We start from the raw sequence: 26,088 nt of genomic DNA, 5'->3' as shown, positions 1-26,088 counted from the left end.
AAAAATAATTATAGACCTAGTATACACTATAAAAAGCTGATTTTCATACAGTTCTTGCAAGCGATAGCACTCTCACTTCTCTTGCACCAAAGTTTAAAATTTCCTGAGAGCAAGACCTTACGGTTGCTCCAGTTGTTACTACATCATCAACCAATATCACTATTTTGTTTTTGATAATTTCGCTGTTGCTTATTTTAAAAGCCTTTTTCAAATTTTTTTCACGCTGCTTAAGTGAAAGACCAGCTTGAGGTACGGTGTGACGAATACGTTTTATTGCAAATGGTATATAGGATAAATTGGATAGTTTACTTAATTCCTTCGCGAGCAATGCTGCTTGATTATATTTACGTTTAAATAAGCGTATTTTGTGTAGCGGTATGGGGATTATGACCTCTGCATTTTGAAACATGTCTTTGTTAGTTTGATACATCCACTTTGCGTAGACTTTCACATAATTTAAGTTATCAAAAAATTTAAAATTTATAATCATATTTTTGCTATGTTCATCGTAGGTGAAAACTGATCTTAACACTTTAAACGGTGGAGGATTGCTGATGCATTTGCCACATGTATAAAGATTATCTGAGATTACTGCACCACAAACATTACAGTAATGCTTAGTTAAAAAATTGATTTTTTTATTGCATTCACTGCATAAATCATAACTTTTATCAATTATACATTCACAACTTACGCATACGTTTGGAAATATGAGATCTGTAGCTTTTTTTAGTAATAGAAGATTCATGAATTAAATATGTTAGGTGTAATTTATACCTTTTAAAATACTCCTCTACAAATTGTAACCAGTGATTAAGAAATAGTTGATACTTGATCTAATAAATACGTTTTAAGATACTTGCCTGTAACGCTTTCTGGAGTCTGTGCAACTTTTTCTGGAGTTCCTACAGCAACCACCTTTCCACCCTTCACTCCACCCTCTGGACCAATATCTATTATGTAATCAGCAGTTTTTATAACATGTAAATTGTGCTCAATAACTATAACAGTGTTTCCTAAATCAACTAACCTATGGAGTATTTTCAGTAAGTTATTTACATCTTCAAAATGTAATCCAGTTGTTGGCTCATCAAGAATATACAATGTTCTTCCGGTAAATCGCTTTGATAGTTCCTTAGACAGCTTTATTCGTTGTGCTTCACCCCCAGATAAAGTTGTTGACGACTGTCCAAGCGTTATATAGCCAAGCCCCACTTCCTGTAAAGAAATCAACTTTTCCTTTATCATTGGAAGATTTTCAAAAAAGTCACATGCTTGATCTATTGTCATATCAAGCACATCAGAGATTGATTTTCCCTTGTAAGTAACTTCCAATGTTTCCCGGTTATATCTCTGTCCTTTACACTGTTCACATTTCACATAAACATCCGGTAGGAAATGCATCTCGATCCTTAAATGCCCATCACCTTTACAAGCTTCACATCTTCCTCCCTTGGTATTAAATGAAAATCGGCCTACATTATATCCCCTAGCTTTCGATTCTGGAAGACCTGCAAACCAATTTCTGATGTGAGTAAACATACCAACATATGTTGCTGGATTTGATGCTGGGGTCCTACCAATTGGCGATTGATCAACTTCTATAATTTTATCTATGTACTCAAGGCCTTCTATTTTGTCGCATTGACCATGCTTTACAGATGAATGATTTATCTTGTGTGCTGAGTATTTATATAGTGTTTCTATCACTAAACTTGATTTTCCTCCTCCTGATATTCCAGTAACACAAATAAAATTCCTTATAGGAAATTCAACATTTATACTTTTTAAGTTGTTCTCACACGCGTTAACTACCTTTATGAACTGAGTTGCTTGTTTTCTTCTTTCTGGAATTAAGATTTCTTTCTTTCCGCTCAAATATTGCCCTGTTATGCTTTCTAAGCTTTCTTGTACCTGATCTGGTGTTCCTTCTGCAATGATTTTTCCTCCGTTTACACCAGCTCCAGGGCCAATATCAATCACATAATCAGCAGCCATTATTGTGTCTTCATCATGCTCAACAACAATCACAGTATTACCCATGTCTCTCAAATTTTTAAGCGTGGCAATTAATCGATCATTATCACATTGATGAAGGCCAATTGAGGGCTCATCAAGTATGTATAGCACCCCTGTTAAACCAGAGCCAATTTGCGAAGCAAGCCTGATCCTCTGGCTTTCACCGCCAGAGAGAGTGCTAGATTCACGATCAAGCGTAAGGTAATCTAGCCCTACATTCTTTAAAAATGTCAATCTCTTGATTATTTCATTTGATATTTTATCTGAGATTTGCTTCTGTTGTTCTGTAAGCTTGTCTGACAAATTTCCAAACCACTTAAGGGACTCATCGATGCTGAGCCCTGATATTTCACCTATATGTTTTTCGTCAATTTTCACTGTAAGTGCTTCTTTCCTTAATCTATAGCCAGCACATTCCTTGCAGTGAGCGATAGAGCAATACCGCTCAATAAGTGCTGCATCATAATCCATCTGGCGTTCTAGGATACTGACCAAGCCTTGAAATTTCATTTCTCTAGAGCCAAAGAGTATCAAATCCTTCACTTTTTGGTCTATATTCTTCCACGGAATATCAAGGCTAAATTTGCAATTTTCAGCCAGTGATAGAATTGCATTTTTTAGCAATCCATAATTTGCATGCACTTGACGGGACATTGATCCAATTGGCTTTAAAGCACCCTCAGATATCGAGAGCGTTTCATCTGGCACTATCAGTTTTGCATCAACACTTAATTTCTTACCCAGTCCGTTACATGAACCGCATGCACCGTAGGGGCTGTTAAAAGAAAATAATCTTGGCTCTACTTCCTCAAGAGTGAAGCCAGACTCAGGACATGCAAAATTCTCTGAGAAAGTTAAAGTTTGACCATTTTTATACTCGGAATTATGGTTATCAGGTAAGTTCACTATTTCTGCATATATTAAGCCATGGCCAAGTCTCAATGCTGATTCTATACTGCTTGGTAGTCGATTTCCTATATCACCTGATATGGATACTCTATCTGCAACTACGAAAATATCGTGCTTCTTGTTTTTATCTAGTTTAGGCAAATCATCTATATTGTATATTTCACCATCTATTTTTAGTCTCACGTAACCCTGCTTTTTAATTTCCAATATTTCTTTGAAGTGCTCTCCCTTTCTGCCACGTACAATAGGAGCAAGTATATATATTTTAGTTTCTAAAGGTAATGCTGTAATAGTATCTACAATTTGAGATACAGTCTGTTTCGTTATTGGCAACCCAGTTACAGGTGAATAAGGCATTCCCACTCGTGCATATATCAAGCGTAGATAGTCGTAAATTTCAGTAACGGTTCCGACAGTTGATCTTGGATTTTTTGAGATTGATTTTTGGTTGATTGATATTGCAGGAGAGAGGCCTGTGATTAATTCAACATCAGGTTTATCTTGAATGTTGAGAAATTGACGCGCATAAGACGATAGACTTTCAACGTATCGGCGTTGGCCTTCTGCATAAATCGTGTCGAATGCAAGGCTGGATTTACCAGAACCACTTAGTCCAGTTATAACAACTAACTTATTTTTCGGTATATTGATATCTATACTCTGGAGATTATGTTCTCTTGCACCTTTAACTCTGATAAAATCATCCATACGTCATGTACCTTTGACCATTACAGCCTCAAAATACATAAACTTACAACAACTTTCTACTAATTTTTTTAACTATTACAGAAAACGAGGTAGCACAACTAGTGCAAACCATTTTACCATCTGATCTACAACTATATAAACATCTGTTTCTGCTAAGGTAACTCGTGCAACAAACCAATGTTGGGAAACAGAAATTTTATTTTATACAAAATATAGAATTTCGATAAATTTAACTTTTTTATGAGATTATGCAGCGATAAATTTGAGAAGGAAAGGTTATGGCAATAGAGAAGGAGAAGTTTTTTGAAATAATAAATAAGGTAGGTAAGAGTGAAGGTTTGGATCAGGATAATTTGCTTGAAAGAATAAAGAATGAGTTAAAAGGAAAAGATGTAGGAGAGTACAACAAGTTTAGTAGAAATTTTAGTAAAGAATATCAATTCAGTATAAAAATTTCAGAAGAAACTGTAGAAGATTGGACATTATTACATCTTGCTACAGCATGTGACTGTCTGTTGATAGTGGAACTTCTACTGAAAAAGAAAGTAAGTGTTAGCACTCGAGTAAAAAATAGTTCTAAAAATGATGGGCCAACTGCTTTGCATGTAGCTGCTTCTTATGGGCGTGAAAACATAGTAAAGCAACTACTAAGTGATGATCGAGTGAATCCTTCATTAAAAAGCAAAAATAAGACTCCAAGGGAGGTGGTTGGTAATACAGAAAATAAGGAAGCTATAGTAAAAATGTTAGAGAAAGCAGAAAAAGATCATTCGCGGAAGAAAATAAAGGGTTTTCACATAAAGGTTGAAGAGGGAAGTTGCCACCATTTATCTCAGAATGATCATATGACTCAGTCGAGCTCAGCTGTGAATGGTAATAATGCAACTACTGCATTAGGAAATGGTAAAGGAAAATCAGTACCGATAGAAGTACAAATGCGGAATGAAAGTAAGAAAGAGAATAATGACAATGTTCAGAGTGAACAAATTGCTTCTAATTCGATTACTGGTGAAAGTAATAACATTATAGTAAATAAGCAATACTTACCTGTTAGCGTTAAGAGTATGGTAGAAAAAATTGAATCACCGCAAAGAAGAAGTGTTACATGTAGTGGTAAACAGACTCCTACTGGTGAAGGTGTTAGTAGTGACGACAGCGGTCTAGAACTTGAGACTACATTTGATACTTCTTCCTGCTTCGAAATAAATCATGACGGGGTAGGTAATGAAGTTGATAACCAAACTTTAGAAAGTTTACTATCTCAAATTCAGTTGCGAGATAGTCGAACCCGGGAATTAGAAAGGTTAGATAAGGAATTAAAACAGATTGAACTGGGTAAGGCAGAAAAAGAGCCGGCAGAATTAAAGAGTTACGCAGCTGGACATGAGACTAGGTTGGAAGCACTTGGTAAACTCAGTGAAGAAAATCAATCACTAAAACAAAAAACACAAGAGCTCAAAAGTGAAAACGCAACACTTAAGGATGAGTTAGAAAAAATAAAAGGTCAGCACTCTAATGATTTAGATGAACATGAGACTCGGTCAGAAGTACTTGATAAGCTCAGTGAAGAGAATCAATCACTAAAACAACAAATACAAGATCTAAAAAGTAAAAATACAACACTTAATAGTGAATTAGAAAAAATAAAAACTAAAACAGATGAAATTCCACTAGAAAAAACAGAAAAAGGACAACTGTGTTTCTTAAAAGTTGCTTCTGTAAACCTTGTAACCATGTTGGCAGTAGGTGTCATCTTTAGTATAGCTTTCCAATTACCAGTTCTATTGATGATTGCAATTTCTGTGACATCTGCGTTGGTAGCTGGTGGCGTTACATATGCAACAACAAAACCTGCTACTGAATTAACTGAATTGAAAAAAGAAGTAGCCATTCAACAACATAGTTTGTAAAACTTAACTTGTGCGCTTCCTGGTAATTTTGATATAGTTATTTCAGTTGAAATCTACAGGTTTACAAATGGCAAGCTTAAGTGTAAGAGAAGCGTTATGCATAGCAATCAGAGAAGAAATGCAAAATGACCCTGATGTATTTATCATGGGTGAAGAAGTTGCAGAGTATGATGGTGCTTATAAAGTAACAAGAGGGTTACTGAAAGAGTTCGGAGAAAATAGGGTAGTTGATACACCTATTACCGAACATGGATTTGCTGGCCTTGCTGTTGGAGCAGCATTTGCTGGGCTTAGGCCAATTGTTGAGTTTATGACTTTTAATTTTTCCATGCAGGCAATTGATCAAATCATAAATTCCGCAGCAAAAACAAATTATATGTCAGGCGGACAACTTGGATGCCCTATAGTGTTTCGTGGACCAAATGGTGCTGCAGCAAGAGTTGCAGCACAACATTCTCAGTGCTTTGCATCTTGGTATTCGCATGTTCCAGGGTTAAAGGTAATAGCACCTTATTTTGCCTCTGATTGCAGAGGTCTGCTTAAAGCTGCAATTCGTGATCCAAATCCAGTAATATTTCTAGAAAACGAAATAGCTTATGGGCATGAGCATGAGGTTTCTGATTCTGAGCTATCAAATAAAGATTATCTACTTGAGATAGGCAAAGCTGCTATTATACGGGAAGGAAAGGATGTAACTATCACTGCTTTCTCATTGAAGTTAATGGATGCGTTAGATGCAGCAGATTTACTCTCTGATAAAGGCATAGAAGCGGAAGTTATTGACCTCAGAACCTTAAGACCACTTGACACTGAAGCCGTTATTAACTCTATTAAGAAAACTAATAGATTAGTTAGCGTGGAAGAGGGTTGGCCATTTGCAGGAGTAGGAGCAGAGCTGTCAGCCGTTGTTATGGAACAAGGATTTGACTACCTTGATGCTCCAGTTGTACGCGTAACCGGCAAGGATGTTCCCTTACCTTATGCTGCAAATTTAGAAAAGAAAGCGTTACCACAAGTGGAAGATATAATTGAAGCTGTGCACCAAGTCTGCTTTAGAAAGAAATAGCCCTATTAACTCTTTTTTTATCTCCTGTTCCACACTCTTCCATAAAAGAGGCATTTGTAGAGTTTATACCACCCATTACTTTTATGACAATAGTTTTAGCACCAAAAAACACAGCGCAAAATACACCGAGCGCAAAAAGAGCAGGCCATGGCATTCTACCAAATATTGCAAGTAAAGCTGCGCCTATTATCACTACGGTCATAAGTGGCCCACCTATTCCCCAAACGTAACCAATAATATTACATATTACTTGAGCAGTTGTATCAGCATTGGTGTCAGCAGCACTCCCAACATGAGAAAAAGAAATAAATAATACTATAAGAAAAATATTGAAAATTCTCTTGATTGTAGGGTTCATCCCTATACCTTAAGTGTAAATATTGTAATTATATCTAAAATAGTATAATTTTCAGTAAAACTAGCATAAAGATTGAATAACAAACGATGCAGCCAAAAGTAGTTGATGCACAAACATTGTGATTTATACAATATTGCATAGCAAATGACATCTATTGGCTGGGAATCATTGTCAATTACTTGAGACAATGCCTTACTCCTTGAAGATACAAGCTTATTTCGACTTTCGCAAAAGAGCAATAACACCTATGAGTAAAACTTCACATTACCACTTTTATGTGTTATAATAAGCCTAATTTATAAAGAAAATAAAATTGAAAAAGTTGAGAGAGAACCGGATAGTAAGAACGAGAAAGTTTTTATCTTCACTATCTTTTTTGCTACTAATTGCGCTATCAATACGCAGTTTTTTATTTGAGCCATTCCATATCCCTTCTGGTTCAATGAAAAGCACACTACTTGAAGGAGATTACATTTTTACTAGTAAATATTCATACGGTTACAGTAAACACTCTTTTCCATTTTCTCCCAATATCTTTAGCAGCAGAATCTTTTATACCCCTCCAGAGCGTGGTGACATAATAGTTTTCAAACCTACAAGAAACAACAGCATTAGATTTGTTAAGCGGGTAATAGGAATACCGGGCGATAAAGTGCAAATGATAGAGGGAGAATTGTACCTAAATGATCAAAAAGTAGAGTGGAAGCAAATTGAAAGTTTTTTTGATTATGAGTCAAAGCGTAGCATACCAAGATACATAGAAACGCTTCCGAGTGGCAAGGAACATGAGATTTTAATAGACAATGCATCCAATAAGCTATCACATAACACTCCAGTTTATTATGTACCTGATGATCAATTTTTTGTTATGGGAGACAATAGAAATAATTCTTTTGATAGTAGGTTTCCTGAAATTGGGTTCATACCAGCGGAAAATATAATTGGATGCGTGAACATGGTTGGTTTATCGTTTAAATTAGGCAAAGTTGATTGGTTGCCATTTAATTTTAGGTTACCTATTGCTCTGAGATTTGACAGGGTACTGCACAAAATTGTGTAAACTCTATCTGTCTACTAATTCGCAAATTCTAAAGCAAAATTTTCTAACTCAGCGATAGCATTATTAATGTTGTCTAAGTCATTTCCCTGTAAAGCGTCTTTTGCGTTCTGTAATAAAATTTTCAACTTTTGGTCAGTGGAAACATTTTCAACTAGATGTATGAGCTTGTTACCGTTAATTTTAGCCTCTGCAAGGGAACGAGCCTTCATGTCTTCATCAAAGTTGTTTACTGACTGGCTGACCATATCCTGAATATCTTCTTCACTTAAGCCAGAGCTTGACTTTATTTCAACTGTTTGCTCAATTTGAGTAGTTTTTTCTCTCGCAGTAACAGTCAATATGCCGTCAATGTTGACTGTAAATTCTATTTCAACTCTTGCTAAACCTGCAGGCAGTGGCGGTATACCTTTTAGTTCAAACTGCGCTAGAGATTTGTTATCCTCTATCATTTCACGTTCTCCCTGACAAACGTGAATTTTCATTGCTGGTTGCCCATCAACATAAGTTGTAAACTCTTTTATCTCTGAAACTGGTAGTGGTGTATTTCTTGGTATGATTTTTTCAACTATGCCTCCCATAGTTTCTATACCAAGTGATAAGGGTAGAACATCAAGGAGAATATTCCTATCTTTTGAGCTCGAAGTCAAATCATGAGCTTGCAGAGCTGCCCCAATGGCAACTGCTTTATCTGGATCCACGTCATTCAGTACTTTATTTCCAAAGAGCTTGACTAGTGAATTTTGAACCAATGGTGTTCTAGTTGCACCACCAACCAAAATTACTCCTTTTATATCATCAATTTTAAGATCTATATCGTTTACAGTACGAGTGACTATATTGATGGTCTTATTAACTAAAGGACTTATTGCCTGTTCAAATTCTTCTCTGGTAATTTCACATTCAAATAATTCACCGTTAATATTGAATTCAAAAGTGCCTACGGTGTTTTCGCTCAGGTATTCTTTTACAATACGTGATTCAATAAGTGTTGTCATTCCAGTGCTTGACACTGGAATCCAGTTCTTATTATATAACTTTCTAGTGTGTTCATTTGTAATCAAACTTTCTGGATCCCAGTGTCGGAGCACTGGGATGACACTAGAGCATTCTTTGTTTAAACCTACTTTTTCTCTATACTTATCAAGTACAATTGAACTTAATAGGTGATCAAAATCATCACCGCCGAGTTTGGTATCACCACCAACCGCAAGGACTTGAAACACTCCTTGATGTAATTTCAATATTGAAATATCAAATGTTCCTCCACCAAGGTCATAAACTGCATATATTCCACTGTTATTGTTCTTTTCAATGGAATAAGAAAGCGCTGCAGCGGTTGGTTCATTGACAAGACGAAGAATTTCTATACCAGCTAATTTTGCTGCATATTTAGTTGCGTTGCGTGCTGAATCGTCAAAGTAAGCCGGTACAGTAATAACTGCTTTTTTTACTTTTATTCCTGTAGATTTTTCTACTCTCTTGCATAAAGCTTTTAATATTTCAGCAGAAATCTCAATAGGAGTAAGATACTTCTCCTCTGAGCATTTTACTCTAATAACTTTTTCACTTTCGTTATCTATTTCAAAATTGAGGCCTTCTTTATTTAATTCTTCAACACTTTCACCCATTAAACGCTTTATTGAGTAGATTGCATTTTGACCGACGTCACAGCCAGTTTTCAATGTATTATTTTCATACGAAATAACAGAAGGCAGTAGCTCTCTTCCCTGCTCATCTTTAAATATCTCCACATTGCCAGCTTTATTTACCATAGCAATCAAAGAATTGGTAGTACCAAGATCTATACCAAAAACTACTTCACTTGAATTTGGTTCAGAAATTTGAATTGGTTGCATTCTTTTTCACCTCCTCAAATGACTTATATAAATATTTCAATCTTAAGACTTGTGTAGCAGCTCCATCAAAATTCTTTACAGCAAAAGTGTTAATTAGGTTTTTAATGCAACCTTTTATTTTTTCATCAATCATCCTGCTTGCAAATTGTAGATCATCGCAGTCCAGCAAATACTCTCTTATTTCCACTGATTCACTTAATATTTCAGAATTTAAGTGGTCCTTTTGGCTTTTCACATCAAAAAAATCCAGCAAATGCTCGGCACGTTTTAGCGGTGACTTTAGTATCTGATAAGCTCTGTTAATATTTTCCATGTTTTGGGACTGCCTTTCATTTATATCAGTTTTGCTTAGCTCAATATATTTTTTCTCTAACTCATCAAAGCTGATATTGAAAGTTGGTTCAATTTCAAACAATGTAAAATAGCTGCTAGACATGAAAACTCTCTCCACAACCACACTTTCCTTTTTCATTGGGATTTTTGAAAACAAAACCCGATGAAAATTTTTCTTCTACATAATCCATTTCAGAGCCAAGAATAAACATGACGGATTTTGGATCGATCAAAACTTTAACTTTTTGGTCATCACTGCAGTTTTCCTCAATTATCGACTCTAAAGGACGAGTATCATACGCATATTCAATATCATATTTTAAACCAGAACATCCTTTTTGTTTAATTAGCACTCTTATTCCTATTGCTTCTTCTGATTTCTCAAGGTTAGTATGCTTCTTTTGGTCCAATAAATACCTTATCCTCTCCACTGCATTTGCAGTTATAGTGATAAGTTTTTTATCTTTCTTTATAGCATTTACTCCTTGATATTCACTCATGCTTTAGTTCTCAATGTCCACCTTTACTTTGTTTGCTTTGATAGTCATGAATAGCAGCCTTTATAGCATCTTCAGCAAGCACCGAACAGTGTATCTTCACTGGAGGTAAAGACAACTCTTCCACTATTTGAGTATTCTTTATCTGTGTTACATCTTCAATAGCTTTTCCTTTTATCATCTCTGTTAACAAGGAACTTGAAGCAATGGCAGAACCACAACCAAAAGTTTTAAATTTTGCATCTTCAATAACACCTTTGTCATTGACCTTTATCTGCAATTTCATTACATCACCGCACGATGGTGCACCAACTAGGCCAGTACCAACATTTGGATCATTTTTATCCAGAGAACCAACATTCCTTGGATTTTCGTAATGATCTAAAATTTTTTCATTATAACTCATAAAATTACCTATAAACCACTACCTTATATTATAACATATTTAGGTTAAAAACTAAAGTGAAATACACTAGCAAACGGTATATTTTACTCACAGAATAACACAAAAGTGAGTGTATTTAACTTTACAAATACACGTAGTGCATGTCATTCTTTATATTGTAATTAAGTTTATAATTTTAAAAGGAGTATTCCCTTGAGTTTATTTGGTAATCTTTATAAAGGCTTGTTAAAAACTTCTTCTCGCTTTAGCGACGGGGTGAAAAGTATTTTTTCTGGCAAAAAAAAATTAGATCAGTCGCTTTTGGATGAGCTAGAAGAATTGCTAATTAGCATGGATATTGGTCATAAAACTTCTAAGTTGATTATCGATAGGCTCGCAAGCATCAAATTTGACAAGGAAGTTGAGCATAATATCATCACACAGCAGTTAATGAACGAAATAGAAGCTATATTAAACCCTGTCGTGCAACCGTTAATTTTAAACAGAAAACCACACATAATAATGGTATGTGGAGTAAATGGTAATGGTAAAACCACAACTATAGGTAAGCTCGCATATAAATATAAGGAGATGGGAAAGTCCGTTATGCTTGTTGCATGCGATACATTTAGAGCTGCTGCTAGTGAACAATTAAACATTTGGGCAGAACGCTCTGGTTGTTCTATCGTTACTGGAGAGTACGGTAGCGATTCTGCGAGTGTGGCATATAGAGCTGTAAGTCAAGCTATGAAAGATAACGTTGATGTTGTTCTAATTGACACAGCAGGAAGACTGCAAAATAATGTAAACCTTATGGAGGAGTTATCAAAAATATATAGAACGATAAAGAAATTGGATGACACTGCCCCTCACGATGTTATTTTAGTTCTTGACGCAACTACCGGCCAAAATGCTTATGGCCAATTAGAGGCATTTAGTAAGATGGTCAATGTTACCGGGCTAATCGTAACAAAGTTAGATGGCACTGCTAAGGGTGGAGTAGTAATTGGACTTGCAGAAGCTTATAAGGTAAAGTTACATGCTATAGGAATTGGTGAAAGTATAGAGGACTTAAAGGAGTTTACTAGTAAAGAGTTTGCTGAAGCGTTATTTAATTGTAATTAAAGACTTCTCTTAATTCCCTTACGTGACTAAGCTTGATTATCTCAATATCACGAGAAGAGTAATTACCATTTTTAGGCATAATTGCTTTTTTGAATCCTAACTTTTGTGCTTCTTTTAGTCTGAGATCAGCATGCAAGACATTCCTAATTTCTCCTGAAAGTGCAACTTCGCCACAGATTATTGAAGAAGCTGGCAGCGGTAAATTTACTACACTTGAAATAAGGGAAGCAGCAACAGCAAGGTCAGCCGATGGTTCCTGTATTTTCAATCCTCCTGCGATATTTAGATACACTTCTTTATCATGCAAAAACATCTTGCAACGAGCATTTAGCACTGCAATGATCATAGCCAATCTATTAATATCCCATCCAACTACTGCCCTTCTTGGAGTTGCCATATTAGTCCCTGCTATTAATGCTTGCACTTCCATTAAAATTGGTCTTGAACCTTCAATTCCTGCAAATACGGCGCTGCCAACTACTTCTCTGTCATGGGCCATCAGAAACAATGATGATGGATTATCAACAGGCACAAGTCCTGCTTCAGACATCTCAAAAACACCAATTTCATTTGCAGGGCCAAATCTATTTTTAATAGTGCGTAAAATGCGATATTGATTACTATTTTCACCCTCAAAATATAGTACTGTATCTACCATATGCTCCAGGGTTTTAGGTCCTGCTATTTGTCCATCTTTCGTTATATGGCCAACTATCAAGAGAGAAACACCATCTTGTTTTGCAAGAACGGTCAATTCATGAGCACAGGTGCGAACTTGAGTCACAGTTCCTGGTGCTGATGTGACTTTGCTATCGTACATAGTTTGTATAGAATCAATTATTAAGAACCTAATACTTTTATTTTTTCTTATTGTTGTTACTACATCAGTTAAAGACACTGTAGATAAAAGCTTAATTTTAGGTTCGTTTATCTTAAGACGCTTTGCTCTAAGGCTCACTTGCTCTAAAGATTCCTCGCCAGACACATAAAGACATTCAAAAGAGGAAAGTTGTACAACATTAGCTGCAATCCTAAGCAAAAGAGTAGATTTTCCAATTCCAGGTTCACCACCAATTAAAATACTAGCTCCCTGAACGATACCCCCACCAAAAACTCTATCTAATTCTTCTATTCCTGTTAAAAAACGATCCGGAGTAATAATTTCACTATCTGATAATGCCTTTATTGGATTTGGGGTAGATGTACTTCTCGTTTCTGTTTTTAGCACTATTTCTTCGACAACCGTATCCCAATTATCACATGCAACGCACCTTCCTACCCATCTTCCAGTACTATGACCGCAGAACTGACATACGTATACAGTCTTCATAAAAGTCAAAATTATAATTGTAATAAAAATTAGCTAAATAGGTGAAATAAATTTAAACGCTGAGCCTTACAAATCTTGTAATGTTAAAATAATTCTCATAAGTTTTAAATCCATGTACAATAATTGCACAAATTTGTGATTTGACCAGCCGTCATTAAAAACGAAAAACTTACTTGGCCAATCGATTATTATGGTAAGTAGATTGGCGGAGTTTGTAAAGCAACTTTTATATCTGTTCAGGTGTACGGTAAATAATTGAAACCTGTGCTTCTTTCCTTGTCATTCCAACTTCCATAATGTCATCCCAGTCTGGGATCCAGTCCTTTTTTGCCACTCTGCTGAACGGATACCAATTTTTAGTTTTGTTTCTACGGGTCAGTTAGTACGAGCTTTGCCTTCAAGCAGATGTAAAAGCACAATTATTACGAATAACATTCCACCAATAACTGATATAGCTCCACCCGTAATAAAACAAGCACGTGCCAACATTGATGAAATGTTTGGCAGATCTGCAACTTTTCTTAAGGCACCATATCCACCAAGCCAAACAAGGCCAGTAATATGGAGAAAATGTCCCAAACTGTATGCATAAATGTGTAATCTTGCTATGGAGCTTTTTATTTCTTTACAGCCCAATTTTGGTAACAGCCAGTAGATAAAATTCATGAAAGCTATAGTAATACCAACTACAGAACCGTGATAATGCGCAGGAATGGTGACGTTTCCTTCAATAGTTAGAACTCCAAGCACGCCTCCATAGATGAACAATACAAACGAGTGCAGTAAATAGTTGCCCTTATCATTGAGCAGGGTTTTTATGTGTGCGCCAAGAAAAGCGCTTAGAATACAGTTGGTCAACCTAGGCAAAGTCTAGCCAACCATACGCGTCAAGTTAAGGAATGTAGAGAGCTTAAAGTAGATACCCTGGTCTTCCTATATCTGTCTTTCAAAGAAAACTTTGACCAGATTACAGTAAGCTTTTTAAGAAAAGTTTTCAAACTATTAACTTTATTCTTTAGTGCTAAAAATAACTCTCTAACCCGCCTTTTTAGCTCAATGAATGCCTTTGTTAAACTGTATTCTTTTTCATTTCTGTGCAACCAACTATGCCGTGAAATATAAGAATTGCGCACAATTTAGCATATAGTTCACATAATACTCTGCACGGTAGCTTATCAAGTCTGATATGGCTTTTATACAATTTAAATAATTTGCCACCTTACTCTGTTGCTCAGCACTAATTTTATTTTCTGGAAATTAGTATTGACCAGTTTAACAATTTTTGTAGAGGATGTATATCCTTGTGATCTCGCTAATCTATTAGCTTTCCTTCTTCTGGCCATACTCAGTTAGTTTTTGACATATAATTCTTACTCTAATTTTTACTTCCTTTCCTAATCTTTTTCTGAAGATAATTGACCTTCCAAATACTCCAATAGCTCTATTTTTTGATTTATCATATATATTGGTATCAACGACTTACAAAATATGCACCTGCTTCGTCAATCTGTTTAAAAGAACTAGGCACAAAGTAGCCAAAATCAAAAAATCATTGGCTGTTCAAGATAATCCCTATAACCTCGATCTGACCTCCATTAAATTTAATTTATCTAGCGCTTGATTCAGGTAATCAAAGACTAACTGTAGCTTTATTCTTGATTTAGTATTACTCTCACAATCTCTATAGCTATCCTTTGTACATATCTTCCATGCTACCGGGTATGCTAATGTAACTGCTATCCAATAATTTAACGCTTCCTAATTGCTGTAAAATTTTGCAATCAACTTGCAAGATATTTTTAAAGAGAACCACAGATTCATTCTTTTCATAAATTCCACTGCTTCTTCAGTAAATCTGAAATCCAATTATAAACCTTGTTGTAATTGAGATTTTGTCTGCTTTTTCATTAAAAAATTCTTTGAGCTTTTTTGAGATGCAAGTTATTTTATTCATTGGTTCTCTCACTAAAAGTATACCTGGGAGAACTTATTATTCTATCTCTTTCATACCTTTATTTCCTTAACTTGACGCCTATGGTTTATTTTACACTCCCCTTTACGCTCAATTTGACCACTTATGTTTCTTTTGCTTCTTGGCTTGTCTCTTTTTTATTTCCTTTAACTCAGCATTCTTTATCTCTAAAGCCTTATTTTTTTCCTCTAACTTTTTAGCTCCGCTTCCAACTTTTTTATTTTTTGTTGTAAATCTTTCTAAAGTTCTAAAAGATTAACCATGTTACCTCACTTTTACGATTGATTTTTATCTTACTTAGTCTACCTATTTTGCTGCTTTAATGAATGGATAAATAAATAATTTCACGCACTGTCCTTAACTTGTTCTGTTTGATATCCACTACTACTTTCGCCTATAGCATTAGAATATTCTTCATCGTCAATGTATTCTTTTAGAACATATCCTCTGCCCCAAACGGTTTCTATGTGGCTTATTCCATCATTTGCATTTTCAAGTTTCTTACGTAATTTGCACATAAAAACATCAACTATCTTGTTATCTGAAGGTTCGTCCAAGCCATTGTAAAGATGGTTTAAAAACATTTCTTTTGTCAAAACCGTTCCTTTACGTAATGCCAACAATTCTATCATGGAATACTCTTTGTTAGTAAGGTGAACCGTTTTGCCTTTCACTTCAACAACCCTGTGGTCAAAATTGATATTTATATTACCAATCTTTATCACTGATTCGGGATGACCTTTAGTACGACGCACTATGGCCTTCATTCGAGCTAATAATTCGCTCTTATGAAATGGCTTGGTTAAGTAATCATCGGCACCATACCCAAGTCCTTTAGCTTTATGGTTGACGGCGGAGATACATGAAAGTATTAAAACAGGAACTTTGATTTTTGCACTTCTTAATCTTAACAGTATATCATATCCATCAATATCACCAGGCAGGTGTATATCTAGAATAACTAGATCGTAACAATCTCCACCCGAGGAAACCATATTATTGTTATAATCTTGTGCAGAAGTAACAACGTCGCAAAAATGTCCATCGGAAGCTAAAGCATTAACTACAGTCTTTGCACTTACTTGATCATCTTCAATTAATAATATACGCATATTTTACACCCCATAAATAATTTATAATTTTAGTAATATATATAACCAAGGAAAGTAACAAATCAAATTTTTATTAACGAATAATAGAAATTACACTTATTAATTAATAGTTAACATGTCGTTCCAAAATTATACAAGTAGATCTAAAATATAATAGATATATTATATACTATAATAATAATAGTATTTTTAGTAAATATTGAAAAAAAGCTATTCTTATTAAAAGAATACTTAAGTTAATAGATATTTAACTATTTTTTATATCTATGTTATATTTTTAATTTACTTGTTTTACTATTTTAAATTATAAGTAATACTTTCAGGAATATTGAGTGGCAATATCAATTTTAGGTGCTGGTGCATGGGGTACAGCAATTGCAATTTCACTAAGTAGTAAGAAAAATGTAATTTTGTGGACTCGCAATGAGGCCACATTTGAATCAATTAAGGAAAAAAGAGAAAGTGACAAGCTACCTGGTTATCCAATTTCTGATAATGTATCAGTAAAATTAGCTATTGAAGATACAGTTAATGCTTCAGTAATAATCCTAGCTGTTCCCACTCAGTCTCTAAGGGAAATATGTCATCAATTGCATGATTGTAACCTAAAAAAAAATGCAGCAGTAATTTTGGCTTGTAAAGGAATAGAAAAATCTACATTAAAATTACCTAGTGAAATAGTCAATGAAGTTTTACCTAATAATCCTATTGCTGTTTTTTCTGGCCCTAGTTTTGCTATAGAAGTTGCAAGAGAATTACCATATTCGATGGTTCTTGCATGTCAAAATGATGTATTATGTCCAAAACTAGTATCAGAGCTACAGCAAGAAAACGTTAAGTTATATCTCAGTAGCGATGTTATAGGTATACAAGTTTGTGCAGCGTTAAAGAATGTTTTTGCTATAGCATGTGGGATTGTTCTAGGTAGCAAGCTTGGGTTTAATGCTCATGCAGCATTGATTACGAAGAGTATGAGCGAAATTAAGAATTTATACTCGGCAAAAGTTGGTGACCATAATATAGATATGAATACACTACTTGGGCCAGCATGTTTAGGTGATCTAGTTATGACATGCACATCCTTGAATTCAAGAAATCTATCTTTTGGATTTAAAGTAGGTAGTAATAACAATAGCTTTGATGTTCAGCAAATTTTATCAGAAGGCAAATCAGTGATTGAAGGCTTTAACACTGCTAAGTCCGCGTTTGATTTAGCAGGAAAGCTAAAGATAAAAATGCCTGTATGTGAAGCGATCTATAGATTATTATATGAAAATACCTCCATAAAAGATACTATTTCTGTTCTTGTAACTTAGTTTTGTATTTCGGTATATTATGAAATTTTTATATAAACTGATATCAACATGGTGGCTATCTGGCACGGTAAAAAACATGCCAGGTACTATAGGCAGCTTGGCTGCTTACCCAATTGTTCCCGTAATACTGAGTGACAGAATTTTAGGTGTAGCAATTATTTTTTTTTTATTTTTGATTGGATTATGGTCTACAGGCAATTATATACAACATTACAAAGCTCCATGTGATCCAAAAGAGGTAGTAATTGATGAAGTAGTTGGTCAATTGCTGACAGTACTTCTAGTTTCAATATTATTAGACCAAGAAATGAATAGCTCTGTATTGTTGGCGTGCTTTTTCTCCTTTAGGTTTTTTGATATAATAAAAGTGTGGCCTATAAATTTGATTGATAGGAATACCAAAGGTCCTTTGGGTATTATGCTAGATGATGTTGTAGCTGCAATTTTAGCCTGCGTTTTTATAGGAGCCTTTTATTGTTTATTGTTGGTTTATGCAGGATAAAAAAATTTATTATTCAAACTTAATTGTTCAAAACCTGAAGGATTATATACTTTATGCAACGAATTTATCCAAGTGGGAAATACATGATAGATTTGATAACATTATATTTACAATAAATGGTACTAGGGAGTCATTATTTAATTTTGTGTTTTGTGAAGATCAATGTACTGAGCTTTCTATATGGAGAACTCTAGATTATCTCAGAGCAAGAAATATAGAAGCAACATGGGTAATGGACTCACATCTAAAAACAAGAGATATTTTAGAAAAGTATGAAATAAAACACGTTAGCACACCCAAAAAAGCTTTACTTAATATGAAAAATTATTTTTTACCTGCTGATGCTGTTCCGAATTTGAGATTGAATATTGTAAATAGTAGTGAACTCTTAGAACAGTTAGATTTGCACACTTCTAAAATTTTTTATCATAATGTTGGAATTGTCAGCACATTTTTTCGCCGGTTATCAAATTATGATGATAAGAGCTCAGGATTAAGATTTTTTCTTGTAAAATTAAATAATGAAATTATTGGGACATGCGGTCTTTATATTCAAGACAGCGTAGCTGGTTTTTATAGTGATGGGGTTTTGCCAATTTATAGGGATCATGGGTTAGGTACTCAAATTGTTTTAGAAAGAATAAAGATAGCTAAGCAACTTGAATGCAAATATGTAGTAGCACATTGTATGAAACCTTCTGTAAACCTTTACAAGAGGTTAGGTTTTCAGATGTTGGGCAACCTTTATCTATATACCTCTTCAGTATAATTTCTTTGCTGAGCAGTTGCAAGTTTTTACGTTCGTTTTAACAACGCTATGTTTTTTTTGTATGAAGTAATTTTAATATTAATTCTAATATTCTTCTTTTTCTCATATTCTAAATTAAAAATTAGTAATAAAATTAAAGACTTACAACATCAAAATGTTATCATAAATAATTTAATAGATACTGTAAATGATGGATTTTATATTTGGGATGCAAAAAAACGTATAGAAAAGTTCTCTCCCAATTTACTAATTTTGCTTAATACTGTTTTTTATTCGTTTAATGAGTTTGTAAATTTTTTTGAGCAATCAGAAAGCTTAATTACAAGCTTTGCTGAGGCAAAGGAAATAAATAAATCTTTTACTCTAGATTTAAAGTCAAAAGACAGTGAGGTTTATTGTACATGTTATGGTAGAAGCATAATAGATTACTCTAATAACGTGATTGGTGTGTTGTTATGGATAAGGAATATCTCAGATTATAAGATAAAAGCTAACGAACTTGAGTTAGAAAATAGTAAGCTTATGCGAGAAGTGGAAAGCTATAAAAAAGTTTTTGACTCTTTACCATTTCCAATACTGAAGTGCAACAAGAATGAAAAAGTAAGGTTTTATAACTTATTTTATGATAAATATATAGGCAGCTCTAAAAAATTTACTGTTGCGAGTGGCTCCTATAACGTAAAACCAGGAAAGTGTGTAATAACTTACAAGAACGAACCTAAGGTTTTTAATTTTGTTAAAGTTCCAATACAAAATTCTAGTAGCATGGTAATGTATGGAAAAGATGTTAGTGATGAAGAAAAATTACATACTGAGCTAAACAATTGTTTGGCTGCACAAAAAAGTTTGCTTGAGAAGTTATCGATTGCTGTAGCGATATATAGTAAGAATCAAGAGTTAAAATTTTATAATAATGCTTTTATAAAAACTTTTCAGTTTGACCCAAAATTTTTGGCATCTGACCCAACTTATCACGAAATTATGCTTTACCTATTCGAATCTAAAAAGCTTTTAGGAAAAGAGGATTTTCAAACTATTAGTAAACAAAGACATGAGTTGTTCAAAGGATTATTTGAATCATATGATGAAACAATGCATTTCATGAATGGAAGAACGTTTAGAGTATTAACAATACCCTACGCTTCAGAGGGTTTACTATTTTCTTACGAAGAGTGTAAGAAATAATGCTCAAACTCCTTCTCTCTCTACCATGAGCTGTTTTACTTTTGCTATCGCTCTTGCTGGATTAAGCCCTTTCGGACAGGTTTTTGTACAGTTCATTATTGTATGACAACGATACAACTTAAATGGGTCGTTTAAAGAATCAAGTCTTTCTCCTGTCTTATTATCACGACTGTCGGCAATCCATCTGTAAGCTTGCAGTAATATTGCTGGCCCTAAAAATTTATCACTATTCCACCAATAGCTTGGGCAACCAGTCGAACAGCAAGCACATAGTATACAATCAGACAGACCATCTAATTTTTTTCTATCTTCAGGAGATTGAGGATATTCTTTATTCGGCAGGGTAGGTTTGTCTGTCTGTAACCAAGGCTTAATTGATTTATACTGCTCATAAAATTGGCTTAGATCTGAAACTAGATCCTTTACTATAAACATATGAGGTAGTGGATATATTTTTATTTCACCTTTTATATCACATATAGATTTAGTGCATGCAAGAGTGTTGGTACCATCTATATTCATTGCACAAGATCCACATATCCCTTCTCTGCAAGAACGTCTAAAAGTTAAGGTCGAATCTATTTCGTCCTTTATTTTTATTAATGCATCAAGTACCATAGGACCACAATTATCCATATCGATAAAAAATGTGTCTATTCTTGGATTTTTATCATCATCAGCAGACCAACGGTAAATTTGAAATCTTCTAATATTTTTTGCTCCAGTAGGAGTAGGATAAATTTTGCCCTTTTTATTAACTTTAGAATTCTTTGGCAAAGAAAACTGAACCATATTGCTTACCTTTTACAGCTAAAACCCCTTTATTTGTAAATAACATATTTTGGTATTATCTACCATACTTTTCCTTTTCAAATTCAAGCAAAGCTAAAATCTTATTTTCTAAATTCTTCATTATAATTTCCTCATCTTCTTTTTGATGATCATAGCCAAGTAAATGCAATAATCCATGAACTAACATGTGTGCAGTGTGAGTAAGGATGGATATACAGTACTCATGAGACTCTCTTTCTATTGTATCTATTGCAATTGCTATGTCTCCTAGATCACATTTACTAGATAATTGTTCGCATGGAAATGATAGTACATTAGTTGGCTTGTCTATTTTTCTAAACTTAAGATTAAGTTGATGTAGCAAGTTATCATCAGCGAGAGCTATTGATATATTTGGTTTATAGTGGTCTATTATTAATTCTTTTAGAGAAGCATTAATAATATTTAATACAAAACTCTCTGGGTCCTCCGTAATACTATGCCACCTCTTATCAAGAATGTTTACTTCTAACATGAATAACGCACCAGAAAGGACATTATCCCATAACTTGACATTGAAACCCAAAAAAGAAGAGTTATAGACCATCGTATCATACATACAACTATACGAATATTGTACACTAGAAGGATGCCATCCCAGTGCCCCGACATTGGGATCCAGGAATTCTGATTAGATATTAGGTGAGTGAATATAAAAGCTATATTAAAACACAACATTTTTAATGTGGTTGCATTACAGGCAGATTCCAGTGTCAAGCACTGCTTTGTGTTTGATGAAAAATCGGCTACTTCGAAACAAACACTCATACAGCTGTATGTTGTGTGCTGAGGTAATATTGTTTGGCAACAGGTATTACACATCACTCATCCTTATTATTTCATTCCACTCAGTCTCTAAAACTGGAGAAACTGATAAACGTGATTGTTTTAATATAACCATATTTTTCAAAAGTGGGTTTTGTTTTATACTTTTTAACGTCACTTGGTTACTTAAAGGTTTCAAAAGTTTTACATTCACTAGTCCAAATTTGGAATTATAAACATGATAATACTCCTTTAATACTTCAACTATTCCAAGTATAACTCTCTCTTTACCTGTATGATAAAAAAATGCAAGGTCGCCTAATTTCATAGCTCTCATGTAATTTTGAGCTTGATAATTGCATACACCATTCCACCGCGTCACCTGCTCCTTTCCCATTTTTTGCCACGAGTATTCACTTGGTTCTGACTTTAGTAGCCAAAATTGCATTATTTTTTTCTTCTTAAATAAGCTGGTATATCATAAACATTGCTACCCCACTTAACTCTTTCGTTTGTTTGCTCAGTTGAAGCATATTCTTTTGTTTCTAATGTTGGAATTTGATTATAAGGCCATTTAAAATTTTTTTCCTCTGCTGGGATCTTGTTTTGATTAACAGATGAATTGTCGTTACAGCTATCAATGCCAGTTGCAAGAACAGAAACTCTAACTCTTCCCTCCATCGCCTGATCAAAAGTGGCACCAAATATTATATTTGCATTTTCATCCACTTCTTCACGCACTCTATTGGCTGCAGAATCAACTTCAAATAGAGTCATGTCTCCACCACCAGTAATATTAATCAATATTCCTTGCGCACCTTTCATTGATACATTGTCAAGCAATGGATTAGATATCGCAGCCTCTGCAGCACTAATTGCCCTATCTTCTCCTTCTGCTTCTCCAGTACCAATCATTGCCTTACCCATCTCACTCATTACTGTTTCTATATCAGCAAAATCAAGATTAATCAGTCCTGGCATGATCATCAAATCAGTTACTCCTCTTATGCCAATATGCAGAACATTATCGGCGAGTTGAAATGCGTCAGCAAATGTAGTTTTCTCGTTAGCAATTCTAAATAAATTTTGATTGGGAATGACAATAAGTGTATCTACGTATTTTTGCAACTCTTCAAGTCCAAGCTCTGCAATGCGCATACGTCGCACACCTTCAAAACCGAACGGCTTAGTTACAACTCCAACAGTCAGTATCTTTTTTTCTTTTGCTCCTTTATCTTTAACTACCGCTCTTGCTTCTCTGGCTGCTTTTGCAATTACCGGTGCAGCACCTGTTCCAGTACCACCACCCATCCCTGCTGTGATAAAGAGCATATGGCTATCTTTTATATGCTCCATAATTTCATCAATTGATTCTTCTGCTGCACCTTTACCAACATCAGGCAAAGCACCAGCACCAAGGCCCTTAGTTAAGTTAATACCAAGTTGAATTTTTTTATCACATAATGACTTCTCTAACGCTTGAGCATCGGTATTTGCTACAACAAAATTTACTCCTTGTAAATTGGATTGAATCATGTTGTTCACAGCATTTCCACCAGCACCACCCACTCCCACAACGGTAATCCTTGGGTGTAATATAGGTAACTCCGGCAGACTAAGATCAATAGACATTTAAATTACTCAAATTTAGCGAATTCACTTGATAGTAAGTTACCGCTTTTTTAATAATATGCAAATACTTTTCACTTCTATAGGCTATAAATAGTAAATATGGTTTACTTATTCTTAATAATACTCAAGTACCATAAAACAACAGGCAAAAATTTTGCACCTATAGAGAGTGTAACTCCACTGGTGCAAAAAATAGAAATATCTATGAAAAAAGGGATAGAAACTACCCTTTTGTTGAGGCTGCTTTTTGTTCCCAACCGACTTCTGCAGCAATCTTGTCTAAAACTGTTTTCGGATTCCCTACATCGAGCCTGGTAGTATCATTCACTTTGTTTAATAACTCCTTCACTCCACCAATTTGACCCGCCTTACTACTGTTCATATATGCATATACAGGTGCAGCTATTAAAGCTGCCACCGCAGCAACAACTATAAAACTAGCAACTAGTGGATGAGCAACTAAAAATGCAGATACTGCAGTAATAGCAGGACTAACGAGTGTTGCAGCCTTTGTTCCAACCGTACCGACGAAAGCCGCATAAGCTGGACTCAAAAAATAAGCTGCTGTAAGCGAAGCTACTGCTGCAATTGCTACAAAAGTCGCGGCCGTCTTGTATGGATGGTGACATACGTATTGCCAATTTGCGCTAGCAACACCCTTAGTTGTATTCAAAAACCCTTCCTCAGACTGATCCCACCCTTTTCCATTAGCTTCCCAGAGGGAATCATCTTCTAAAACATTTACTGTCATAACTCTACTCCTTAAATAGAATATTAAAATTTTATTAAGAATAATATATAGTAAAAAAAGCTGCCTGTCAAGTAATTTAATTTATTAGTATAATCTTATTCTGTAATTCAGCGCTTCAGCAATGTGTGCTCTTTTTACTTCTTCACTTTTTGCAAGATCTGCAATTGTTCTTGCAACTTTTAATACGCGTGTGTAGCCTCGATTGGAAATGTAATTTTCTTTCAGTACATATTTTAGCAATTCTAACCCTGCCTGATCTGGTTCAGTAAATTTATTAAATGCTTCACCGCTTACTTCTGAATTGCAACGAATATTTAATTCACTATAGCGCTCAGTTTGAACTTTTCTTGCTGCTACCACTCCTTCTCTTATGATTTTACTACTTTCTCCCTCCATAGAGATTTCAGGAGAGAGTATGCTAACGTTTGGCATTTCAATGCATATGTCTATTCTATCAAGCAATGGGCCTGATATTTTGTTTTTGTAATCTGTGCCACACTTTGGAGCTTTGTTGCACGATCTGCTTGCATCACCTAAATAACCGCACCTGCAAGGGTTCATTGCAGCAATCAGTTGAAAATTTGCAGGGTAGGTTATGTGAGCATTTGCCCTTGCAACGGTAACTTTTCTATCTTCAAGTGGTTGGCGTAGAGAATCAAGCACAAGTCTTGGAAATTCAGGTAGCTCATCAAGGAATAACACGCCATTATGAGCCATGGTAATTTCTCCGGGTTTTGCATTCTTTCCTCCCCCTATCATTGCTGGCATAGAGCATGAATGATGAGGTTCACGAAAGGGACGCGCTACTTTGAATATTTCATTACCAGTCTTTATTATACTGGAAATAATATTAACGTCAATCATCTCCTGTTCGGTCAAATCAGGCAGCAATCCTATAAAGCGCTTAGCAAGCATTGATTTTCCAGTACCAGGAGGGCCAACAAGAAGCATATTATGCCCACCTGCCGCCGCAATTTCGGCTGCTCTTTTTGCAACAACTTGGCCTTTGATATCCTTCATATCGGGAACCAATCTTTTTTCTTTGGGTGCAGCGCTATAATTAAAAGTTACCGGCTGAATTAATTGCTCACCCTTAAAGTGTCTGATAATATCAGTTAATTTCTCTATAGCCAGAATTGAAACATTCTTCACCCATACAGTTTCTACACCATTTCCTCTCGGGCAAATTACTCCTTTATTTACCTGTTTTGCATTGATCGCTGTTGGAAGTACTCCTGAGATTGGTATGACTCTGCTGTCTAGTGCAAGCTCGCCCATAATTATATAAGACTGAACTTTTTCAACTGGTATCACATTCATGACAACAAGTAGTCCAACAGCAATAGCTAAGTCATAATGACTACCTTCTTTAAGCAAATCCGCAGGGGAAAGATTAACTGTGATTCTTTTTGGAGGTAGTAGTAAATTAATTGAGTTTAATGCCGCTCTGATGCGCTCTTTAGATTCTGCAACAGTTTTATCCGGCAGTCCAACAATATTAAAAGCTGGAATACCATTTGCCATGTGAATTTGTGCATTAACATTTACTGTGCTGGTTCCCTGAAGTGCAACGGTATTTATATTTGCAATCATACTATATTATATAAAGTTATTAATATAATATATTGACAAAGTAACGAAGTAAACAGTAGCTGTTAAAAGTGGTTTAATTTAGCAAAAAAGTGCAGTATTCTATC

22 protein-coding genes and 3 pseudogenes are annotated in these 26,088 nt (G+C 34.9%); 8 read left to right on the top strand and 17 right to left on the bottom strand.

The features are described 5' to 3' along the window. Positions 1-43 precede the first annotated feature (43 nt). On the bottom strand, positions 44-748 hold the full coding sequence (locus ABLO99_RS01720) for a ComF family protein (RefSeq protein WP_349967986.1): 705 nt from the start codon (positions 746-748) through the stop codon (positions 44-46). A gap of 65 nt (positions 749-813) precedes the next feature. Beyond that, positions 814-3,636 (bottom strand): excinuclease ABC subunit UvrA, encoded by a 2,823-nt coding sequence (gene uvrA, locus ABLO99_RS01715; protein WP_349967985.1) that lies wholly within the window; start codon positions 3,634-3,636, stop codon positions 814-816. Positions 3,637-3,914: 278 nt separating this feature from the next. Between uvrA and ABLO99_RS01710 the strand changes: the two genes are divergently transcribed. Both ABLO99_RS01710 and ABLO99_RS01705 read left to right on the top strand, forming a co-directional pair. After that, positions 3,915-5,546: an ankyrin repeat domain-containing protein gene (locus ABLO99_RS01710; RefSeq protein WP_349967983.1), complete on the top strand. Its 1,632-nt coding sequence runs from the start codon at positions 3,915-3,917 to the stop codon at positions 5,544-5,546. A 67-nt stretch (positions 5,547-5,613) separates the two neighbouring features. Continuing rightward, on the top strand, positions 5,614-6,612 hold the full coding sequence (locus ABLO99_RS01705) for a pyruvate dehydrogenase complex E1 component subunit beta (protein WP_349967982.1): 999 nt from the start codon (positions 5,614-5,616) through the stop codon (positions 6,610-6,612). On the opposite strand, the gene ABLO99_RS01700 is transcribed toward ABLO99_RS01705, so the two are convergent. After that, complete coding sequence (locus ABLO99_RS01700) at positions 6,599-6,970, bottom strand: TrbC/VirB2 family protein (RefSeq protein ID WP_349967980.1); 372 nt, start codon at positions 6,968-6,970, stop codon at positions 6,599-6,601. The genes ABLO99_RS01705 and ABLO99_RS01700 overlap by 14 nt on opposite strands. 313 nt (positions 6,971-7,283) lie before the next feature. Between ABLO99_RS01700 and lepB the strand changes: the two genes are divergently transcribed. After that, complete coding sequence (gene lepB / locus ABLO99_RS01695) at positions 7,284-8,030, top strand: signal peptidase I (RefSeq protein WP_047758880.1); 747 nt, start codon at positions 7,284-7,286, stop codon at positions 8,028-8,030. A gap of 3 nt (positions 8,031-8,033) precedes the next feature. On the opposite strand, the pseudogene ABLO99_RS01690 reads toward lepB, so the two are convergent. The 4 genes and pseudogenes from ABLO99_RS01690 to iscU all read right to left on the bottom strand — a co-directional run bounded on the left by ABLO99_RS01690 (position 8,034) and on the right by iscU (position 11,122). Further along, positions 8,034-9,886, bottom strand: a pseudogene (locus ABLO99_RS01690) (Hsp70 family protein). After that, complete coding sequence (locus tag ABLO99_RS01685) at positions 9,864-10,322, bottom strand: iron-sulfur cluster co-chaperone HscB C-terminal domain-containing protein (RefSeq protein ID WP_349967975.1); 459 nt, start codon at positions 10,320-10,322, stop codon at positions 9,864-9,866. The pseudogene ABLO99_RS01690 and the gene ABLO99_RS01685 overlap by 23 nt, the downstream one beginning before the upstream one ends. Continuing rightward, entirely contained in the window at positions 10,315-10,719 is a 405-nt protein-coding gene (locus tag ABLO99_RS01680) for an iron-sulfur cluster assembly accessory protein (RefSeq protein WP_349967973.1), read from the bottom strand. The genes ABLO99_RS01685 and ABLO99_RS01680 overlap by 8 nt, the downstream gene beginning before the upstream one ends. A 10-nt stretch (positions 10,720-10,729) precedes the next feature. Continuing rightward, positions 10,730-11,122: a Fe-S cluster assembly scaffold IscU gene (gene iscU / locus ABLO99_RS01675; RefSeq protein ID WP_096617533.1), complete on the bottom strand. Its 393-nt coding sequence runs from the start codon at positions 11,120-11,122 to the stop codon at positions 10,730-10,732. A 192-nt stretch (positions 11,123-11,314) separates the two neighbouring features. On the opposite strand from iscU, the gene ftsY reads away from it, so the two are divergent. Continuing rightward, positions 11,315-12,226: a signal recognition particle-docking protein FtsY gene (ftsY, locus tag ABLO99_RS01670; RefSeq protein ID WP_349967971.1), complete on the top strand. Its 912-nt coding sequence runs from the start codon at positions 11,315-11,317 to the stop codon at positions 12,224-12,226. On the opposite strand, the gene radA is transcribed toward ftsY, so the two are convergent. The 4 genes and pseudogenes from radA to ABLO99_RS01650 all read right to left on the bottom strand — a co-directional run bounded on the left by radA (position 12,213) and on the right by ABLO99_RS01650 (position 16,640). Next, positions 12,213-13,556: a DNA repair protein RadA gene (radA, locus tag ABLO99_RS01665; RefSeq protein WP_349967970.1), complete on the bottom strand. Its 1,344-nt coding sequence runs from the start codon at positions 13,554-13,556 to the stop codon at positions 12,213-12,215. The two genes, ftsY and radA, sit on opposite strands and share 14 nt — an antisense overlap. Positions 13,557-13,931: 375 nt before the next feature. Continuing rightward, positions 13,932-14,378, bottom strand: a pseudogene (locus tag ABLO99_RS01660) (hypothetical protein); the annotation flags it as partial. A 65-nt stretch (positions 14,379-14,443) separates the two neighbouring features. Next, positions 14,444-15,510 (bottom strand): annotated as a pseudogene (locus tag ABLO99_RS01655) (IS4 family transposase). 362 nt (positions 15,511-15,872) lie between these two features. Next, the gene (locus tag ABLO99_RS01650) at positions 15,873-16,640 is read right to left on the bottom strand and encodes a response regulator transcription factor (protein ID WP_114516870.1); all 768 of its coding nucleotides are present in this window, start codon (positions 16,638-16,640) and stop codon (positions 15,873-15,875) included. 332 nt (positions 16,641-16,972) lie between these two features. On the opposite strand from ABLO99_RS01650, the gene ABLO99_RS01645 reads away from it, so the two are divergent. The 4 genes from ABLO99_RS01645 to ABLO99_RS01630 are packed head-to-tail and all read left to right on the top strand — an operon-like array spanning position 16,973 to position 20,412. Continuing rightward, complete coding sequence (locus ABLO99_RS01645) at positions 16,973-17,956, top strand: NAD(P)H-dependent glycerol-3-phosphate dehydrogenase (RefSeq protein ID WP_047758888.1); 984 nt, start codon at positions 16,973-16,975, stop codon at positions 17,954-17,956. Positions 17,957-17,975: 19 nt separating this feature from the next. Next, positions 17,976-18,458: a phosphatidylglycerophosphatase A gene (locus ABLO99_RS01640; protein WP_047758889.1), complete on the top strand. Its 483-nt coding sequence runs from the start codon at positions 17,976-17,978 to the stop codon at positions 18,456-18,458. Beyond that, on the top strand, positions 18,448-19,227 hold the full coding sequence (locus tag ABLO99_RS01635) for a GNAT family N-acetyltransferase (RefSeq protein WP_047758890.1): 780 nt from the start codon (positions 18,448-18,450) through the stop codon (positions 19,225-19,227). Before ABLO99_RS01640 ends, ABLO99_RS01635 begins: the two co-directional genes overlap by 11 nt. Before the next feature lie 48 nt (positions 19,228-19,275). Further along, on the top strand, positions 19,276-20,412 hold the full coding sequence (locus ABLO99_RS01630) for a hypothetical protein (RefSeq protein ID WP_349967968.1): 1,137 nt from the start codon (positions 19,276-19,278) through the stop codon (positions 20,410-20,412). 3 nt (positions 20,413-20,415) lie between these two features. Here ABLO99_RS01630 and ABLO99_RS01625 read toward each other — a convergent pair whose 3' ends face one another. From ABLO99_RS01625 to ABLO99_RS01600, 6 genes are all read right to left on the bottom strand, one after another. Next, the gene (locus ABLO99_RS01625) at positions 20,416-21,204 is read right to left on the bottom strand and encodes a succinate dehydrogenase iron-sulfur subunit (protein ID WP_047758891.1); all 789 of its coding nucleotides are present in this window, start codon (positions 21,202-21,204) and stop codon (positions 20,416-20,418) included. 55 nt (positions 21,205-21,259) lie between these two features. After that, positions 21,260-21,718 (bottom strand): rRNA maturation RNase YbeY, encoded by a 459-nt coding sequence (ybeY, locus tag ABLO99_RS01620; protein ID WP_047758892.1) that lies wholly within the window; start codon positions 21,716-21,718, stop codon positions 21,260-21,262. A 339-nt stretch (positions 21,719-22,057) separates the two neighbouring features. After that, on the bottom strand, positions 22,058-22,456 hold the full coding sequence (locus ABLO99_RS01615) for an EVE domain-containing protein (RefSeq protein WP_349967966.1): 399 nt from the start codon (positions 22,454-22,456) through the stop codon (positions 22,058-22,060). Continuing rightward, the gene (ftsZ, locus tag ABLO99_RS01610; protein ID WP_047758894.1) at positions 22,456-23,640 is read right to left on the bottom strand and encodes a cell division protein FtsZ; all 1,185 of its coding nucleotides are present in this window, start codon (positions 23,638-23,640) and stop codon (positions 22,456-22,458) included. The genes ABLO99_RS01615 and ftsZ overlap by 1 nt, the downstream gene beginning before the upstream one ends. A 223-nt stretch (positions 23,641-23,863) precedes the next feature. Continuing rightward, positions 23,864-24,391: a hypothetical protein gene (locus ABLO99_RS01605; protein ID WP_349967964.1), complete on the bottom strand. Its 528-nt coding sequence runs from the start codon at positions 24,389-24,391 to the stop codon at positions 23,864-23,866. Between the two features lie 84 nt (positions 24,392-24,475). Beyond that, positions 24,476-25,984 carry a YifB family Mg chelatase-like AAA ATPase gene (locus ABLO99_RS01600; RefSeq protein ID WP_349967963.1) on the bottom strand — a complete coding sequence of 503 codons (1,509 nt, stop codon included), beginning with the start codon at positions 25,982-25,984 and terminating at the stop codon, positions 24,476-24,478. Between the last annotated feature and the right edge of the window lie 104 nt (positions 25,985-26,088).

This window comes from Wolbachia endosymbiont of Armadillidium arcangelii (genome assembly GCF_040207875.1).
GTDB lineage: Bacteria > Pseudomonadota > Alphaproteobacteria > Rickettsiales > Anaplasmataceae > Wolbachia.
Note: the sequence above shows the minus strand (reverse complement) of the source record. Positions and strands in the feature narration are given on the sequence as shown.

Bases quoted from the DNA above. Each gene is read 5' to 3' on its own strand.
- ABLO99_RS01720 (WP_349967986.1), bottom strand. From the start codon at position 748: ATGAATCTTCTATTACTAAAAAAAGCTACAGATCTCATATTTCCAAAC.
- uvrA (WP_349967985.1), bottom strand. From the start codon at position 3,636: ATGGATGATTTTATCAGAGTTAAAGGTGCAAGAGAACATAATCTCCAG.
- ABLO99_RS01710 (WP_349967983.1), top strand. From the start codon at position 3,915: ATGGCAATAGAGAAGGAGAAGTTTTTTGAAATAATAAATAAGGTAGGT.
- ABLO99_RS01705 (WP_349967982.1), top strand. From the start codon at position 5,614: ATGGCAAGCTTAAGTGTAAGAGAAGCGTTATGCATAGCAATCAGAGAA.
- ABLO99_RS01700 (WP_349967980.1), bottom strand. From the start codon at position 6,970: ATGAACCCTACAATCAAGAGAATTTTCAATATTTTTCTTATAGTATTA.
- ABLO99_RS01685 (WP_349967975.1), bottom strand. From the start codon at position 10,322: ATGTCTAGCAGCTATTTTACATTGTTTGAAATTGAACCAACTTTCAAT.
- ABLO99_RS01680 (WP_349967973.1), bottom strand. From the start codon at position 10,719: ATGAGTGAATATCAAGGAGTAAATGCTATAAAGAAAGATAAAAAACTT.
- iscU (WP_096617533.1), bottom strand. From the start codon at position 11,122: ATGAGTTATAATGAAAAAATTTTAGATCATTACGAAAATCCAAGGAAT.
- radA (WP_349967970.1), bottom strand. From the start codon at position 13,556: ATGAAGACTGTATACGTATGTCAGTTCTGCGGTCATAGTACTGGAAGA.
- ABLO99_RS01650 (WP_114516870.1), bottom strand. From the start codon at position 16,640: ATGCGTATATTATTAATTGAAGATGATCAAGTAAGTGCAAAGACTGTA.
- ABLO99_RS01640 (WP_047758889.1), top strand. From the start codon at position 17,976: ATGAAATTTTTATATAAACTGATATCAACATGGTGGCTATCTGGCACG.
- ABLO99_RS01635 (WP_047758890.1), top strand. From the start codon at position 18,448: ATGCAGGATAAAAAAATTTATTATTCAAACTTAATTGTTCAAAACCTG.
- ABLO99_RS01630 (WP_349967968.1), top strand. From the start codon at position 19,276: ATGTTTTTTTTGTATGAAGTAATTTTAATATTAATTCTAATATTCTTC.
- ABLO99_RS01625 (WP_047758891.1), bottom strand. From the start codon at position 21,204: ATGGTTCAGTTTTCTTTGCCAAAGAATTCTAAAGTTAATAAAAAGGGC.
- ybeY (WP_047758892.1), bottom strand. From the start codon at position 21,718: ATGTTAGAAGTAAACATTCTTGATAAGAGGTGGCATAGTATTACGGAG.
- ABLO99_RS01615 (WP_349967966.1), bottom strand. From the start codon at position 22,456: ATGCAATTTTGGCTACTAAAGTCAGAACCAAGTGAATACTCGTGGCAA.
- ftsZ (WP_047758894.1), bottom strand. From the start codon at position 23,640: ATGTCTATTGATCTTAGTCTGCCGGAGTTACCTATATTACACCCAAGG.
- ABLO99_RS01605 (WP_349967964.1), bottom strand. From the start codon at position 24,391: ATGACAGTAAATGTTTTAGAAGATGATTCCCTCTGGGAAGCTAATGGA.
- ABLO99_RS01600 (WP_349967963.1), bottom strand. From the start codon at position 25,984: ATGATTGCAAATATAAATACCGTTGCACTTCAGGGAACCAGCACAGTA.